Source organism: Phenylobacterium sp. (assembly GCF_030697925.1).
Classification (GTDB): domain Bacteria; phylum Pseudomonadota; class Alphaproteobacteria; order Caulobacterales; family Caulobacteraceae; genus Phenylobacterium.
In genome coordinates, this window is the sequence record NZ_JAUYOJ010000241.1 from 1 (window position 1) to 14,870 (window position 14,870).

Genomic DNA, 14,870 nt, shown 5'->3' on the forward strand with positions numbered 1-14,870 from the left:
GGAAAACGCTCTTGGCCAGGTCCAGGCCGATCGTTGTAATCTCCATCTGGGTGGCTCCCTTCGCTCGTGGTGGTTTCGACAACTTCCACAAGCCTGGCGCTCAGATGCCGTGAGCGGGAGCCATCCACCCCATCTGCTCTCGATGGTGAGCCGGCTCACGGGGCCGCACGGCGGCGAGCTCAATTGCCCAACACCATGAGCCAAGGGCTCACTGAGGCCCCAGTAGACGCACCGGACTTAAAATCCGTAGGGCCGCAAGGCCCGTGCCGGTTCGACTCCGGCCGCCCGCACCGACTTTAGCTCACGCGCCCGAAACGCCGGCCAGCAGCGCGAACAGGGCGCCGATGTCGATCGGCTTGCGCAGGACGCCGTCGGCGCCGGCCTCGTGATAGCGGGCGACGTCGTCGTCGGCGACGTTGGCGGTCAGCATCCAGACCGGGACGCGGACGCCGTCCGCCTCTTCGCGTCGGATGTGGCGCAGGGCCTCCACGCCATCCATCACCGGCATGTTGGCGTCCATGAGGATGAGGTCGAAGCCGCCCGACCCCCAGGCGGCGAGCGCCTGGGCGCCGTCCTCGGCGAAGACCAGATCGACCGCCGCGTCGTTCAGCAGGGCGGCCAGAACGTGGCGGTTGGCGGCGTTGTCTTCGGCCGCCAGCACGCGGATCGGGTTCGCAACCCGGAGATCGTCGGCCGGGTCGACCGGGCCCGGCGTATGACGTGGCGCGCGAAACGCGAACCAGAACACCGCGCCGGGCGGGTCCGGCGGGTCGGTGATCCCGATCTCACCGCCCATCAGGGCGAGGTTCGCCGCGCAGGCGGCCAGGCCCAAGCCGCTGTCGCCCGCCACGCGGCCGCGCTCAGTGGTCTCGAAGGCCTCGAAGACTCGCAGCTGCTCGTCCGGCGGGATCGAAGGGCCGGCGTCGCGGACCTCGACGATGAGGCCGAGGGCCGTGTCCTGCGCCACGGCGGACAGGCGCAGGCCGACCCGGCCGCCGGCCGCCGTGGCCTTGAGCGCGTTGGAGACCAGGTTGACCAGGGTTTGCTCCAGCCGGGCGGCGTCGGCGACGATCCCGAGGTCCAGGTCGGGATCGGCGTCCTCGAAGGTGAGCTGCACGCCCATGGCCAGGGCGTGGCGGCTCCACACATTGACCACGCTCCGGGTGAGGTGGCGCAGGTCGACGGGCGCGAGGTTCAACCGCGCCTCGCCGGCGTCCAGGTGGGCGAAGTCGAGGATCCCGTCCAGCAGGCGGGTCAGTTGCTCGCCGCCCTCCACGACGCCGCGGGCGAGGTCCTCCTGGGCCGGGGTGAGGGGCTCGCGACCCAGGGCGTGAGCGAGGCCGAGCACGGCGTTCAGCGGGGTGCGTATCTCGTGGCTGGCGACCGCCAGAAGGCGGGTCTTGGCGCGGCTGGCCGCCTTGGCGTCGTCCATCGCCTGGGTGAGCGCCAGGTTCTGGCGCATGAGGTTCTGTACGGCGCGGGCCAGGGCCCGATCGGTGGCCTGCTGGCGCCAGGTGACCACCAGGACCGCGGCGACAAACAGCAGCATGGCCAGGGCGTAGTGGTCGCCGGCCAGCGGCTCGGCGGGGTCGATGGCGATCCAGAGCAGGGTGGCGGCGGCCGGCGCGACCCCGACGACATAGCTGATCCGGCTCATGTGGACGCGCAGGGCGGCGAACAGCAGGACGCAGATCGCCAGCAGGGCCGCCTCGACCTGCATGATCGGTTCGTCATAGAGGCGGATCTGGACGGCGATCAGGCAGGCGTTGGCCACCAGCAGCACCATCAGAATCTCGGACTGCCAGCGCAGGCGCCGGCTCGCGGCCACGCGGTCGGCCCGGCGGGTGGCGATCTCGGTGGCGACCAGCAGGGCCAGATAGAGGCCGAACTCCACGGCCCCGAGCAGGGCTATCGGCCAGGGGGTGTAGAGGGCCAGAAGCACCACGAAACAGGCGACCAGGGCGAGCCGCGTGAGCGCCACGCTGCGCGCGTAGCGGATGTACCCCTCCGGCTGGGTCACATCCGTCATCGGTTCCAGCATCCCCGACTCACCGCCCCCTCACGCAATGGGCGGCAACAAGCATAGGTCGGTGTTCCGTGCATCCGCGCTCGCCCATAACGCGAGGATGGCGCCTCAAGGGCCGACGGCCAGTTCTTCCAGGATCATGACGAGGAGCCCGGGCTCGAAGGGCGTGACCACGAAAGTCGCGCCGGCCTCGTCGAGGACGGGGAGACGAAAGCCGGATCCTGCGCCAATCGCTTGCGACACCACGCCCTCCCCATGACTCGAACCCGCGGGAGGTTCTGTGTCGGGTAAGCGACATTGAACACTAGATTCAATTACTGATTGTAAAACACACGCCGATCGGATCGTAGCCGGCGGCGAGCCCGCAGGTCAGGCGGAGAAGGCGTTCCAGATCCAGGTCCCGAGGCCCGAAACCACCAGGCCGGTCAGGAGGCCACGGACGAAGGCGCCGTGGCGTTCCCACCAGACCCGCTGCGAGCGCACGCGCTGGGCTCGGTCAATTCTTCGCTTCTGAAGGGCCATGGGCGTCGTCTCGCCGATCCGGCCGGGCAAGGCAAGCTCTATGGCCTGGCCAGGACGCTAAGCCGCGCTTTGCATGGCCGGGCGAACCGGTGTCTGCTTCGCCCCAGGCCGAAGCGAGGGGGAAACGCATGGCGCAGACAAGCTTGCCGGCGCGGATAGCGCTGATCGCCGCGGTGGTCGCCGGGGTCAGCTACATGGCCTCCTGGGACCTGCCGCTGTCGCAGACCGCCAGCCTGGCCTGGAAGGGGGCGGGGGTCGCCCTGCTGGCCGTCCATGCGGGCCTGCGGGCGCGCACGCTGGACGGCTGGCTGATCTGTGCGGTCATGGCCTTCGGCGCGGCCGGCGACGTGCTGCTGGGCGCGGCGGGGCTGGTGGTCGGGGCCGTGGCCTTCCTGGTCGGACACCTGATCGCCATCTGGCTCTATCTGCGCAACCGGCGGAGCGAGGTCACGCCCAGTCGCTGGCTGTTCGCCGTCGTCCTGGTTCCCGCGACGGTGGCTCTCGCATTCCTGCTGCCCGCCGACCGGGCCGGGGCGCCCGGCGTGGCGGTCTATGCACTGGGCCTGGCCCTCATGGCCGCCACGGCCTGGATCAGCCGCTTCCCACGCCGGATGACCGGGATCGGGGCGGTGATGTTCGTGGTCTCCGACCTGCTGATCTTCGCCCGGGAGGGGCCGCTGGCCGGCCAGGCCTGGGTCGGGTTCGGGATCTGGGGACTCTATTTCGCCGGCCAGACCCTGATCTGCCTGGGGGTGACGAGGACCTTGGCGGGAGAGCGCGCCGCGTGAAGCCGTGCGGACGGCGGGGAAATCCGCGCCCTGGACTCATGCCGGACGAAGGAAGAGAGCGTCGCACTGCAGGAGCTCCTGCGCGCTCCGGCGGCGGCGGAAGCCTGGACTGAGATCGGCGAGTTTGAATCCGAGCGCGTTGATCGTGTCGAACATCTCCGAGAAGAGGGCTTGGCCTTTGTACAGCGGTGCGAAGGAGAGCTCGGTGCTGATGCCGATCATCCGATCCATGACGCCCGCCGATCCCGCGATCACCTCCCTTTCGGTTCCCTGGGTGTCGATCTTCAAAAGGAAGACTCCCGAGGGCAGGATGGACGCCAGGACTTCGTCAAGCCTGGCGACGGTCACCTGGATTGTCCCGACCTCCGCGCTGTGGGGCGCGGCCTCCAGGTGAAGGCTCTCCATCGGCAGGAGCGAGCTGCTGATGCTGTTGCCAGCGACGTGGAATTCGGAGGTCGCACTGCGCTCGCCGAGCGCCATCGGCGGCGCGACCCGCCATCGAGGGTGGTTCGCCGCCCTCTCCGAAAGTCGCCGATGTTCCTTTGGCATCGGCTCGAACGAGATGATCGTCCCGGTGTAGCCCGCGGCGAAAAGGTTCGAGGCGAACTGGCCCTCGTTCGCGCCCACGTCGAGCACGCAGGGAATCTTCCGGTACTCGAGGAACCAGACCAGGGAATCATATTCGGCGGGGTAGGTCCGAAGGCGCCTCACCTCGATGCCCACGCGGTTCAGCACGCGATTCACGACCCGATTCATTCGACCTAAGACGGACATGGTCCGAGCCCCTCACCAGTGCGCCCAGCCACTCGACGCCACTCCACGATGCCTCGCAAGCGGAAGCGCCGCCATACCCTGAGTTCCCGCCGCGCGCAGCCTGGCCCGGTTCGGCAAGACCTATCTCGAATACTTCGCCAAACCGAGGTCCCGGCGGCGCCTTCTCAGTATTTGAGCCGATCGGGTTGCAAAGTTCAGAGCCCGCTCGGGCAAGCCCGGAAATGGGCCGCGCCCGCGATTGGCCGCGCGAAGCCGAGCCTGCAGCTGATGCCATCGCACCAGGAGCTTCAGCGACAAGATGATCGGGGTCAGAACGAGGGGGCGCCAGGGCGGTCTGCGCTTCCCGAACCGGCCGAGCAGGCCGTCGATCAGTCCCTGCCGGGTCGCCTTCTGGCCTTCGGCGTCTCCCCGCGAACAGCGAACAAGTTCTTCGGCCACGAGTGAGATCAGGCTTTCCTCGGCCCCACTCACGGCGATTCCGCGCTGCAGCGCCAGGAAGCGATTGCGCGTACGATAATACCGCGAATTATGCGCCGAATTCGATGCCTCGCCGGTGTGCATCACCACCGAGGAGCCGTCCACGAGCAAGGTCCAGCCGCGCCGTCGAGCCGCGATGAACCAGTCCGCCTCTTCCCAATAGAGGAAGTATTCTTCCGGAAATGGCCCCAGCTTGGCGAACGCTGTCATGGATAGCGCAAGACCGGCCCCGTGCAGGACCCTTGCGGGGCGAACCGCGCGCGAGAACGCGAGCGACGCCCTTTCGCGCTCGGACTTGAAATAGAAGTACTCGCCGTCGAACGAGAGCCGCCGCCCGCCGTGGGTGAGGATAATGCTTCCCACGGCCGCGCAGTCCTTGTCGGCGCGAAGGGCCGCGACGGCCGACTCCACGGCTCCGGGCGCGGCGACGGCGTCGTTGTTGAGCAGATAGGCCGCGTCATGGCCTTCGCGCGCCACGACGCTCAAGGCCTGATTATACCCCGCCGCCCAGCCGCCGTTCCGAGGCAGCCGGAGGGTCCGGATGGACGGAAAGCGCGCCCGCGCCTCGGCGGTGCGGTCATGATCGGACCCGTTGTCCACCAGCCATAGATTGCTCAGGTACGGCTGCATCGCCGCGATGTTCGCGAACGTGTCGTCCCAACCGTTGAAGTTGAGGATGAGAACCGGAACGTCGGTGGATCTGAGAAGTGAATCCCTTGTCACGAGCAAGTCCCATTCACGGTGAGGATTGAAGGGAGAGGTGCTGGTGGAGTCTCAGGGCAGGCCATGCGTCGAGGCGTCGCTCAGTGCAGATTGGCTTCCACGAACTTCACCACGGCGGGCGAGGCGGGGCTGGGCGAACCGCCCCAGAACTTGTCCCGGATCTCGTCGATCTGTTGGCGCGTGGTCTCGTTGTCCGGCACCCCATGCTCGAGCAGGAAGCACAGTTCCTGAAAATCGCGGGCGCGGGCGCCGGCGGTGTTTTCCTCAAACGGGTAGAGCAGGCCTCGATCGAGGGAGAGATATTCCTCCATGTCGAACGTATAGAGGATCGCTCCCGTCGCTCCCGTCGCGAGGTAGTCGTAGAGCACCGAGGAATAGTCGGTGATCAGGACGTCGAACTCATGCAGGTAGGTTTGAAAGTCGATGCCCCGCGGCCACATGCGGATGTTGTCGGCGTTCTTGAAGCTGCTCGGGACCAGGGTGCGCGGGTGAGGCTTGATGTAGAGAATGGCGTTCCGCTTCGCGAGGGCTGTGGACAGGCGTTCGACGTCCGGTATGGCCTCGTGGAGGAAGTCGCGACCGCTGTCGCGCGAGGTGGGAACGTAGATGTAGATGTCGGAGTGTTCCGGCTTGTTCCATTTGAATCCGAGGGATCGGTCGATCTTCTCGGACGCAAGGCCGAGCTTCGGCACCACCACACAGTCCAGGCGGGGATAGCCGAGTTTCGGACACTGGTCCGCCTTCGCCAGGAACTGCGACATGAAGTGCTTCTGCATGAAGTCCGACGTCGTGACGATGTAGTCGGGTCGAATGAGATATTTCAGGTGCCTCAGATATCCGGTGAGCGAATTGGCGAATTTCTGGACGCTGGAGGTCCGCCCCTGGGGCAGTCCCAGGTTGACGGCTTTCAGTCCGACGCCATGCCACAGGTTGACCAAGGTCGCGCCGCCGCTGAAGGGCAGGTTCACGTCTTCGGAATAGTGACCGAAGAAATAGACCTTGGCCCGCACGGCCGCCAAGATTCCCGCAAATGACCAGCGAGGGCAGGCCCGATAACCGTTCTCTCGGATGGCGTGGCAAGTCTTTCGGTTTCCGGAAATCCACACCGCCTGGATATCCGGGCGACTTTCACTGACCCAAAGGAACAGGTATTTCGGGTTCCCGGTAAATTCATTGTCCGCCGCCCCGAACACCCAGACCTTATGCGAGCGCGGGTAGAGTTTTGAGAGTGGGTAGACGATCAGATTGAGAAGCATGAAGAACATGTGCCTCATGCGTCGATGGACATCGTTCATACTCATCTCCGCTTGAGCAATTGAGCGGAGCTAGACTGTATCGTGCCGTCGAAGGCGCGGGTGTTGTCGATCCGCCGGGCCCTAAAGAACCCAGGATGTCGGGAAGTTCCGTCCCGCGACAAATTGCCAGCAGACGGCGTCGCCACGATGCGTCTCGTATACTCCATAGTGGAGCCATTCTGAAATGGATGCTGGGGTGGTCATACAAGATTGTGCGCTCGGCTCAAGCATCGGCGTGCAGTGATCAGAAAATGGTCTTTCTGAGGGCCTAGAACAGTCCCAGCGCGCGGAAGCTGGCCACGCCGTCGCGGCCGACGACCAGGTGGTCGTGGACGGTGACGCGCAGGGGGCGGGCGGCCTCGACCACCTCGCGGGTCATCTGGATGTCGGCGGCCGAAGGGGTGGGGTCGCCCGAGGGATGGTTGTGCACCAGGATCACGGCGCTGGACGACAGCTCCAGCGCCCGGCGCACCACCTCGCGCGGATAGACCGGGGCGTGGTCGACCGTGCCGCGGTTCATCAGCTCGTCGGCGATCAGCTGGTTCTTCTTGTCGAGGAACAGCACGCGGAACTGCTCACGCGGCTCATGGGCCAGGGCGAGCTTCACATAGGCCAGGAGCTGGGACCACGAGGTGATCACCGTGCGCCTGCCCACCGCCTCGCGCCCGACCCGCAGGGCGGTCTGGTGCAGCAGCTTGAGGTCGCGCGCCACGGCCTCGCCAACCCCGGTGACGGTCTTGAGTTCGGCCGGGGAGGCGGCCAGCACCGCGGCCAGCGAGCCGAAACGGGCGATCAGGGCCTTGGCCAGCGGCTTGACCTCGCCGCGCGGGATGGCCCGGAACAGGTGGAGCTCCAGCAGCTCGTAGTCGGGCAGGGCGTCCAGGGTCGCCGCGGCGCGGTCGCGCAGCCGGTCGCGGTGGCCCAGATAGTGGGGCCTGGGGGCCTTGGCCGGTTTCGGCGTGCGCGCCGCCGCGGCCGACCAGAGGTCGGGTTGAGGTCCTTCACCGAGGTCTCGCGGCGCCACCATGCCGCGCATGGTTCTTTAATCGTTCCGGCTTGGCAGTAGGGTTTTTCAACCCCGAGGAGCGAACCCTGTGGGCTAGGCGCTCAGGACGGGCGGCTTGAAGATGCCCTGCGGGGAGCCGGTGAAGATTTCGTAGCCGGTCTCGGTGACCCCGATGGAGTGCTCGCACTGGGCCGACAGCGACTTGTCGCGGGTCACCGCCGTCCAGCCGTCGGAGAGCAGCTTCACCTGGTGCTTTCCCAGGTTCACCATGGGTTCGATGGTGAAGAACATGCCCGCCCGCAGGGTGTCGCCCGTGCCCTTCTGGCCGAAGTGCAGGATGTTGGGGGCGTCGTGGAACACCTTGCCCAGGCCGTGGCCGCAGAAATCGCGGACCACCGAGCAGCGCATGGATTCCACATAGGACTGGATGGCGTGGCCGATGTCGCCGGTCTTGGCGCCGGGCTTGACCTGGTCGAGGCCCTTCTGGATGGACTCATAGGTCACGTCGATCAGCCGCTTGGCGCGAGGGGCGACGGGGCCGACCCCGTACATCCGGCTGGTGTCGCCGTGCCAGCCGTCGACGATGACGGTGACGTCGATATTGACGATGTCGCCGTCGCGCAGGGCCCGTTCGCCGGGAATGCCATGGCAGACCACGTGGTTGGGCGAGATGCAGACCGTCTTGCCATAGCCCCGGTAGAACAGGCAGGCCGGGAGCGCCCCGTGGTCGAGGACAAACTCGCGGGCCATGCGGTCCAGGTCGTCGGTGACCGCGCCCGGGACCACGTAGGGGGTCAGCATGTCCAGGCACTCGGCGGCCAGCTTGCCGGCCGCGCGCATGCCCTCGAAGCCCTCGGCCCCGTGGACGCGGATCTGGCCGGTGCGGTGTTCGGCTTCCAGGACGTCGTTCATCATCTACCTCACGCCCGCGTCGCGCCACGGGATGGGACGCGCGATGCGGATGGCTGAAGGGCTTATGTCGCAATCATAGCACAGGACTTCAACACCCGCCTTCGCCGCGGCGGTGAGCCCGGCGGCGTACTTGGGGTCCAGCTCGTGGCAGGCGGCGAAGGCGTCGCAGTCGGTGCGCTGGATGACGAACAGCATCACCGCCCGGTGGCCGGCCTCTATCATGGCGGTCAAGTCGCCGAGGTGCTTGAGCGAGCGGGCGGCGACGCAGTCGGGGAATTCGGCGAGCGTCCCTTCGCGGCGCAGGTGGCAGTTCTTGATAATGGCCGCATATAAACCACCGCAATTTTGTGGCATAGCTTGCGGCGGGAGAAGTGTCGTGGCCGAAAAAGCTTATTCGTACTCAAGGTTTAGCTCGCGCGCCCAGGCTGAAGGTGACAGCCTGAGACGCCAGCTTGCCGCCGCCTTCGCCTATGCGGATGAGCACGGACTGGACCTCGACACCTCATTGCAAGATCGCGGCGTCTCGGGCTTTACCGGTGCGAACCGTCTGAGGGGGGCGCTGAAAGGATTCAAGGATCGGATCGAGGCCGGCGTCATCGAGCGTGGCAGTTATCTTCTCATCGATAGCTTTGATCGCCTTTCACGTGAGGCGGTGACCGAGGCGACCTACCAGCTTCTTGGAATCGCTCTGGCAGGGATTAAGGTCGTCACCCTCAACGACAAGAAGGTCTTCGGTCCGGACGCGACAATGCCGGAAGTGATGATGGCGGTCCTCGAAATCGACCGCTCGCATCACGAGAGCCTCGAAAAGGGCAGGAAGGTCGCGCTCGCCCATGGCGAGTCCAAGCGGAAGGCGCGCGAGGAAGGCCGCATCTGGCATAGCAAAGGGCCGACCTGGCTGGAGCGAGACGGCGACGTCTGGCGGGTAATCCCCGGCAAAGCCCGGATCGTGCAGAAGGCCTTTGACCTTCGCGAAGCGGGAATGGGCACGACCCTGATCGCTCGTCGGTTGGAGGAAGACGGTGAGCCAACTCCGAATGGTGGGGCGGGCGGGTGGCACCACAGCGCGGTGCTGGAAATCCTGAAGAACCGAGCAGTGCTCGGCGAGTATCAGCCGCGATTGAGCCGAAATGGAAATCGTGCGTCGCGGCGCCCAGCCGACGGCGAGCCGATCGTCGGATACTATGTGCCTATCATCTCAGAGGGCCAGTTTCACCGGGTCCAAGGTCTGATCTCTGCGGTACGTCCGAAGGCCGGGCGTCGGCCGAATGCCGTCCAAGTGAACAACTTATTTGCTGGGATTTCGAGATGCAGTGAATGCGGCGGTTCGATGGGTATTCACTTTTCGGGGCGCGCCGGGGCGGTTCACTTCCTACGTTGTTACAATGCGGCGCGGCGCCTCTGCGGCAATCGAACCCGGTTCTCATATCCAAAGGTGGAAGCAGCCGTTCTCCGGCATGTGGCTGATTTCGATCTCAGTCCAAACGCGATCCGGACAGACGACGCTCAGCGTGCTCTCGACGCCGGACTTGGCCGATTAGCGGAACTCGAATCGAAGATCGAGGCTCTGTTGACCCGAATGGAAGTCCTGGGCGAAGACGACATGATCGCTATGCGCTACGCGCAGCGTCGCGGTGAGCGTGAGAGCCTAAAACGGGAGATCAAGGGACTTCAGGCCGTGGTCGCCAGCAGCAACGCGAGGATCGATCCTGAATTGCGGAGGGTGGAGATAGATCAGCTATTCGCCGACATAGCCGGCAAGTCCGGGAGGGAGCTCTACGATGTCCGAATCCGTCTTTCGCAGGCAATCAAGGATGTGGTGACCCGGCTGGAATTCAGTGAGAGCGGCACGTTTTCCGTCAAAGTCCTCGACGGTTTCAGCCAGTATTTGTTCCGTGATTATGATCTGCTCTGGGCCGGCGTCGCGTCGCCAAATCTTCTCAAAATGCCAAGATATCGGAAGCGATTTATCGGTGACAGCCCAACGCTTGAGGCGAAAGCGCGCCGGGTCCTCAAGAATCTGGCTGCTGCTTCGGACTAGCCGATCAGGGCATCTTCGGTGATCTTACGCGCGGGATAGTCGACCCACGACGTATAGCGCAGCCGCGCTCAGCCCGCTGAGCAGCGCCCAGGGCCACCAGGCAAAATCGATCGGATGAAGCAACCAGAATGGGAATGCGGTGGCGTCGAAGCGGGCTTCAGTAGTGGTCGTAAGGGTCACGACGAAAGCCACCATCGTTCCGATCGCCGCGCCAACACTGCCTGACAGGAACACTGTTACAGGATAAATTTGAGCCATCGCCTGCCGCCTGAAGTCATTGCCGAGCCCAGCCTAGCATGGACAATAATCTTCCATCTGCAGCCTAGCCCTTCTTCGTGCTCATGACGGCGCCGGCGATCACCAGCAGGAGCGCGATGATTGCTCCAACGGGACCCGCAACCAACAGGCCGCCAATCATCAGGACGATGGCCCAGATCACTCCCATCACGGCCACCTATGTCCGTGAATTCCGCGCGCCACCGCGTCGCAGTCGTCTGGCGATCGGCCCTCTAACTGAGCGTAGGCGTTCTCACGAATACCGGCCTGCCAGACCGCGAACATGACGTCGCGATCCGCGCGGCTATTGCTGGTCGCCCCGATGATCCACTTCCTGACCCGATCATCTAGCGGTCCGGTCTGGAAGCGGCACCCCGTAGCGCGACCGATCAGGACTGCGTAGGTCGTCAGCCGATCCATGTTCTGGTAGCGATCGCTGGAGATCAGCGCCGGATCGATCGGGGCATTCGGATCGATCTCGGGCAGCCTATAGGTCTGCGCACCCTGGCCCTTCTCCTCATAGGGGCGACCGAGTCCCGCAGCTTCCGAGGCATCGTTCAACTGGCGGGCCGCTTGCGCCCGGGCGGCCTGGGCGGCAACAAAGTCCTTATCTTCAGTCGGCGCCGAGGGCTTCTCGGCCTGCGCCGTCCCATGGGGAGCCTTCAAACTCGGGGTGGGACCCTTCGAGATCATGATCGTGGCGGCGCCCATCGCGACCACAACTCCCACCAGAAAGCTGATGAAATGGGTCAATAGGGTCGAGGCGTTGACCTGAAGCCCGGCGCGACCTGCACTCGTCTGAGAAAAGTTTGTCATCGCCACCCCCAAGACTGAAGACCCAACCAGCGCTAGCGCAGGTCCAGCATTGTGTCGGTCGCAGGCGCCGAACACTGGGCTCTCCATGCGTCCTGGGTGGGGGATAGCGCGAACTGCTCTGGACCAATTCCTACGATGAATGTTTTCCGAGCGGAGCCGAACATTCCCTCCCCGCAAAACCGGGCGCTTTTGCCGTCAAGATCGTAGCGCTTCAGGAAGATCACCTGTGTCGTCTTCTGGGTTTTCGAGAACAAGAAGTCCTCAATAATCCTAACCTGCCCCTGGCGAAATTCCCTCATCGCACGGGCTTCGGCTGATTGTGCGAAGGCGGGTTCGCCGACCGCACACAACAGCCCAGCCGCGCAGGCGCCCATGAGGAAGGGACAATTCCCGATATTCTGGATCGACTTGAACAGCATCACGACGCCCCACGTTGAGTGGGGTCTATCTTGCCGATTTCAACAACCAATGATAGCCGAAATAGGCTGTTTGGCTCCTGGAGCTATCCTGCCCGCCGCCGCCTCATCCCAAAATGGATTGGGCGGTCATCGTTGGGGCGAACATCCGCCGACTCAGGAAGGCGAAGGGCCTCACCCAGGAGCAACTCGCCCACGAGGCCGGGTTCGCCATGCGGTATCTGGCGGGCGTCGAGCGCGCCGAAGAAAACGTCACGCTGAAGTATCTGGTGAAGATCGCCGACGCGCTGGGCGTCGAACCTGGCGACCTGCTGGCGCGACAGTAGGTGCGCATTTCTGGAGGGTTCTGTCCGCCGAGCCCTTCAATGGGTCTCGCTTAGGATCACTGGTAGGTTCGTCGCCGGAATGCCGCGACGTCTTGCGCCGACAGCTTGAACCATTCCCCATTGGCGCGCCGATCGGCAAACCGACGATGCCAATAGGCCTCGATCCCCGGCGGATCGTCGGTGCGGATCAGGTGGATCAATGCGACGGCTTCGGGGAGTGCGATCCGGATTTCCTTCACGCGCCGCTCGACCTGATCGCTCCGCCCGATCTTAAAGTGGTCGCCGGACTTCATGAGGTAGACCGCGCCCTCTTGGGAGGCCGTGGAAGGCACGCGCGGCGCCGGCCTGATCTCCGGAAGCAATCCCGTCAGATCGGCGTAGTCGGCCTCCGCCGTGGCTCGCTTCGCGAGCGTGGCGATCAGGTCGGTCCGTGATCCGAAGTGCCGCCGGAGGACACGCGTGGTCGGTAGACTTGGGCGGGTCCGCCGAAGCATCGCCCATTCCTTGTCGCCGGGTAGTCGTCCGGCTTCACGTACCACGGCGATGACGTGCTCTAGCACTTGCGCCGTATCGAGCCGCCCTTGCCACGCGTTCGGCTGGAAGCCGGCTTCGACTAACGCGTCGCTCCAACGCGCCCAGTAGACGCCCAGCCATTTGTGCGAGCCGATCCCGGTCTGGCGGACGAACGCGATCGTTCCGGGCGGCTTGCCGTCGTTCTCCACCGCCAGCCTGCGGATTTCGGCGATGATGGCGTCACGCATTGCAATGGTCCCCGCCGGCTTGTCGAAGGTTTTTCGGAAGATCGAGGACCGCCTTCCGGACCAGGACTGGGTTGACGTCAAGGCCCAATTGGACCGACTCCGCAGGGACGAACACGAGTTCATGGATAGGGGCTGCGTCGGCGTTCACCAACTGGACGGCGTGCGTCAGTATGAAATTCATTAGCCGGCGCGATGGCCTGAACCACTCGTGTTTCGCGTTCCAGGGTTGACCTCGTCTGCGGTCGACGCGGTGGCTGCTGAACATCTCGTGCAACAGTCTTTCCGCAACTAGCGCGGTTCCGCCGCGCCCCGACTGCCACGGGAGATATCCCCAGCCCTCAAACTGACCGTCTTCAGCGGGGTAAAGGTTCCGCCAGCGCATGATCCCCAGAAGCCTCAGGCGGGAGCCTAGTTCGCGCTCCAGAGAGGCTTTACGGTGAGCAACGTTGTTCGCCACGCCGATCTTAATGAGCCCCGGCCATGTACCCTGCTGAAGGAAGTAGACAAACCGAACACCGGGGCGCGTCTGCACGCGGCGGGATGAACGATTGGCGGCTTCTGCGCCAGCCTTTGCCCATGCCAGCGCCCGCCACTCGTCTAGCAGACGGTCAACCTCTTCCGGTGTTCTCACCGTCCGCTCCTCCAGCCACCGCCCGTTAAACCGGTGGGCGGAAAACCTTCAATTACAGACACCCGCATCATCCGCCTCGCCCGCGCCCTGACTTCGGAGGACGACGCGCCGTCGCAGCAGACGATTGAACTGCTTTCCACCGTAGTGGCGCTTCTGGAAGATGGCGACGAACGTCGCGCCCAACTCCTGGACCGGATGCTGGTTGAACTAGTTCAGGCGGCCGAAGAAACCGGGCCTCTCGCCGAGCCGCTGGAGATCATCGAGGCGGCGCGAGCGATCCGGCGCCGGCCGCACTAGGCTCGCCAGCTTGACCTATAGAAAGGCGGAGCCGAAGTCTGATCTCCGTGGACAACGAGGGAAATCCCGCCATGCCGACCCGAGAGATTGATCCCAAGAACATCGGCGCGAACGCTGATTGGGAGGGGAACAACGCGGCGTTCACCTGCCCAGTTTGTACGAAGATATTTCTCGTAAGCGGCTTGATCCACAAGGCAGGCCGCAGTTGCCCTGCCTGCGGGATGTCGAAGGGGTACGTAACCGGCGGCAAGGCCACGGGTGGAGCCGCTAGGATCGAGTGGACCTGGGCAGATGACGCATGAGCAAACCGTAACGACGTCGAAGCAGCTTGCGGCGCTCCGCCAGATCAATGCCGCGATTCAGCATTTTCAAGATGGCGAGTTCGAGTGCGCGATCACCCTCGCAGCGGCTGCGGAGGGGATTATCCCGAGGTCAGACTTGAGCCTGTGGTCACAGCTACAGCCGCACCGAGGTGATGTTGATCTCAATGCCTTCGTCAATTGGCTGAAGCATGAGGATCGGTCGCCCGAAGAGCTTGAGATCGACGCATTCGAGGTCGCGATGACTATCATCCGAGGTGTCACAGCGTTCATTGCTCATTACCGGCTGTCGTCGGCAGAATTCGAGGGATTCTTAAAATGGGCGGCAGACGAAGGATATGTGCCGCATAAGAGGCCCGCTCTGCCGCTGAACTGACCTAGTCGGCTGAACCGGGGTGGTCGGGAAATCCGTGCGGCGCTTCCCAATTTTTTCGAGAATCGCACTTTCCAGAACATCATGCCG

The 14,870-nt window shown here is 64.5% G+C and carries 18 protein-coding genes, 1 tRNA gene and 1 pseudogene; 6 read left to right on the forward strand and 14 right to left on the reverse strand.

The genetic code is table 11. From position 1 onward, the window contains the following. Positions 1-173: 173 nt before the first annotated feature. Positions 174-290, forward strand: a tRNA-Leu gene (locus tag Q8Q88_RS23825). Positions 291-301: 11 nt separating this feature from the next. Here the strand turns inward: Q8Q88_RS23825 and Q8Q88_RS23830 are convergent. From Q8Q88_RS23830 to Q8Q88_RS23840, 3 genes are all read right to left on the reverse strand, one after another. Further along, entirely contained in the window at positions 302-2,041 is a 1,740-nt protein-coding gene (locus Q8Q88_RS23830; RefSeq protein ID WP_305677666.1) for a response regulator, read from the reverse strand. A 93-nt stretch (positions 2,042-2,134) separates the two neighbouring features. Then, the gene (locus Q8Q88_RS23835) at positions 2,135-2,269 is read right to left on the reverse strand and encodes a hypothetical protein (RefSeq protein ID WP_305677667.1); all 135 of its coding nucleotides are present in this window, start codon (positions 2,267-2,269) and stop codon (positions 2,135-2,137) included. Between the two features lie 126 nt (positions 2,270-2,395). Continuing rightward, a complete protein-coding gene (locus Q8Q88_RS23840) occupies positions 2,396-2,578 on the reverse strand; it encodes a hypothetical protein (protein ID WP_305677668.1) in 183 nt (60 codons plus the stop codon). Positions 2,579-2,676: 98 nt separating this feature from the next. On the opposite strand from Q8Q88_RS23840, the gene Q8Q88_RS23845 reads away from it, so the two are divergent. Continuing rightward, positions 2,677-3,336 (forward strand): lysoplasmalogenase family protein, encoded by a 660-nt coding sequence (locus Q8Q88_RS23845; protein ID WP_305677669.1) that lies wholly within the window; start codon positions 2,677-2,679, stop codon positions 3,334-3,336. A gap of 36 nt (positions 3,337-3,372) precedes the next feature. Here the strand turns inward: Q8Q88_RS23845 and Q8Q88_RS23850 are convergent, their stop codons facing one another. From Q8Q88_RS23850 to Q8Q88_RS23875, 6 genes and pseudogenes are all read right to left on the reverse strand, one after another. Then, positions 3,373-4,080, reverse strand: a complete 708-nt coding sequence (locus tag Q8Q88_RS23850) for an FkbM family methyltransferase (RefSeq protein ID WP_305677670.1) — start codon at positions 4,078-4,080, stop codon at positions 3,373-3,375. A 150-nt stretch (positions 4,081-4,230) separates the two neighbouring features. Next, entirely contained in the window at positions 4,231-5,310 is a 1,080-nt protein-coding gene (locus Q8Q88_RS23855; RefSeq protein WP_305677701.1) for a glycosyltransferase family 2 protein, read from the reverse strand. A gap of 80 nt (positions 5,311-5,390) precedes the next feature. Further along, positions 5,391-6,605 (reverse strand): CDP-glycerol glycerophosphotransferase family protein, encoded by a 1,215-nt coding sequence (locus Q8Q88_RS23860; RefSeq protein WP_305677671.1) that lies wholly within the window; start codon positions 6,603-6,605, stop codon positions 5,391-5,393. A 268-nt stretch (positions 6,606-6,873) separates the two neighbouring features. Continuing rightward, the gene (gene radC / locus Q8Q88_RS23865) at positions 6,874-7,641 is read right to left on the reverse strand and encodes a DNA repair protein RadC (protein WP_305677672.1); all 768 of its coding nucleotides are present in this window, start codon (positions 7,639-7,641) and stop codon (positions 6,874-6,876) included. 63 nt (positions 7,642-7,704) lie between these two features. Then, positions 7,705-8,523 carry a type I methionyl aminopeptidase gene (gene map / locus Q8Q88_RS23870; protein ID WP_305677673.1) on the reverse strand — a complete coding sequence of 273 codons (819 nt, stop codon included), beginning with the start codon at positions 8,521-8,523 and terminating at the stop codon, positions 7,705-7,707. 3 nt (positions 8,524-8,526) lie between these two features. Continuing rightward, positions 8,527-8,841, reverse strand: a pseudogene (locus Q8Q88_RS23875) (DNA/RNA nuclease SfsA); the annotation flags it as partial. Between the two features lie 58 nt (positions 8,842-8,899). Here Q8Q88_RS23875 and Q8Q88_RS23880 point away from each other — a divergent pair. Continuing rightward, positions 8,900-10,564 (forward strand): recombinase family protein, encoded by a 1,665-nt coding sequence (locus tag Q8Q88_RS23880; RefSeq protein ID WP_305677674.1) that lies wholly within the window; start codon positions 8,900-8,902, stop codon positions 10,562-10,564. A 322-nt stretch (positions 10,565-10,886) separates the two neighbouring features. Here the strand turns inward: Q8Q88_RS23880 and Q8Q88_RS23885 are convergent, their stop codons facing one another. From Q8Q88_RS23885 to Q8Q88_RS23895, 3 genes are read right to left on the reverse strand one after another with little or no spacing between them, the layout of a single operon-like run. After that, positions 10,887-11,018: a hypothetical protein gene (locus Q8Q88_RS23885; protein WP_305677675.1), complete on the reverse strand. Its 132-nt coding sequence runs from the start codon at positions 11,016-11,018 to the stop codon at positions 10,887-10,889. Then, a complete protein-coding gene (locus Q8Q88_RS23890; RefSeq protein ID WP_305677676.1) occupies positions 11,009-11,656 on the reverse strand; it encodes a hypothetical protein in 648 nt (215 codons plus the stop codon). Before Q8Q88_RS23890 ends, Q8Q88_RS23885 begins: the two co-directional genes overlap by 10 nt. 32 nt (positions 11,657-11,688) lie before the next feature. After that, on the reverse strand, positions 11,689-12,075 hold the full coding sequence (locus Q8Q88_RS23895) for a hypothetical protein (RefSeq protein ID WP_305677677.1): 387 nt from the start codon (positions 12,073-12,075) through the stop codon (positions 11,689-11,691). Between the two features lie 113 nt (positions 12,076-12,188). Here Q8Q88_RS23895 and Q8Q88_RS23900 point away from each other — a divergent pair, with 113 nt between their 5' ends. Further along, a complete protein-coding gene (locus tag Q8Q88_RS23900) occupies positions 12,189-12,398 on the forward strand; it encodes a helix-turn-helix domain-containing protein (protein ID WP_305677678.1) in 210 nt (69 codons plus the stop codon). A gap of 56 nt (positions 12,399-12,454) precedes the next feature. On the opposite strand, the gene Q8Q88_RS23905 is transcribed toward Q8Q88_RS23900, so the two are convergent. Continuing rightward, positions 12,455-13,159, reverse strand: coding sequence for a GIY-YIG nuclease family protein (locus Q8Q88_RS23905; protein WP_305677679.1), 705 nt, complete (start codon positions 13,157-13,159; stop codon positions 12,455-12,457). After that, on the reverse strand, positions 13,152-13,790 hold the full coding sequence (locus Q8Q88_RS24895; protein WP_371129908.1) for a GIY-YIG nuclease family protein: 639 nt from the start codon (positions 13,788-13,790) through the stop codon (positions 13,152-13,154). The genes Q8Q88_RS23905 and Q8Q88_RS24895 overlap by 8 nt, the downstream gene beginning before the upstream one ends. Before the next feature lie 33 nt (positions 13,791-13,823). On the opposite strand from Q8Q88_RS24895, the gene Q8Q88_RS23910 reads away from it, so the two are divergent. Both Q8Q88_RS23910 and Q8Q88_RS23915 read left to right on the forward strand, forming a co-directional pair. Next, positions 13,824-14,087, forward strand: coding sequence for a hypothetical protein (locus tag Q8Q88_RS23910; protein WP_305677680.1), 264 nt, complete (start codon positions 13,824-13,826; stop codon positions 14,085-14,087). A gap of 291 nt (positions 14,088-14,378) precedes the next feature. After that, positions 14,379-14,783 (forward strand): hypothetical protein, encoded by a 405-nt coding sequence (locus Q8Q88_RS23915; RefSeq protein WP_305677681.1) that lies wholly within the window; start codon positions 14,379-14,381, stop codon positions 14,781-14,783. Positions 14,784-14,870: the final 87 nt, after the last annotated feature.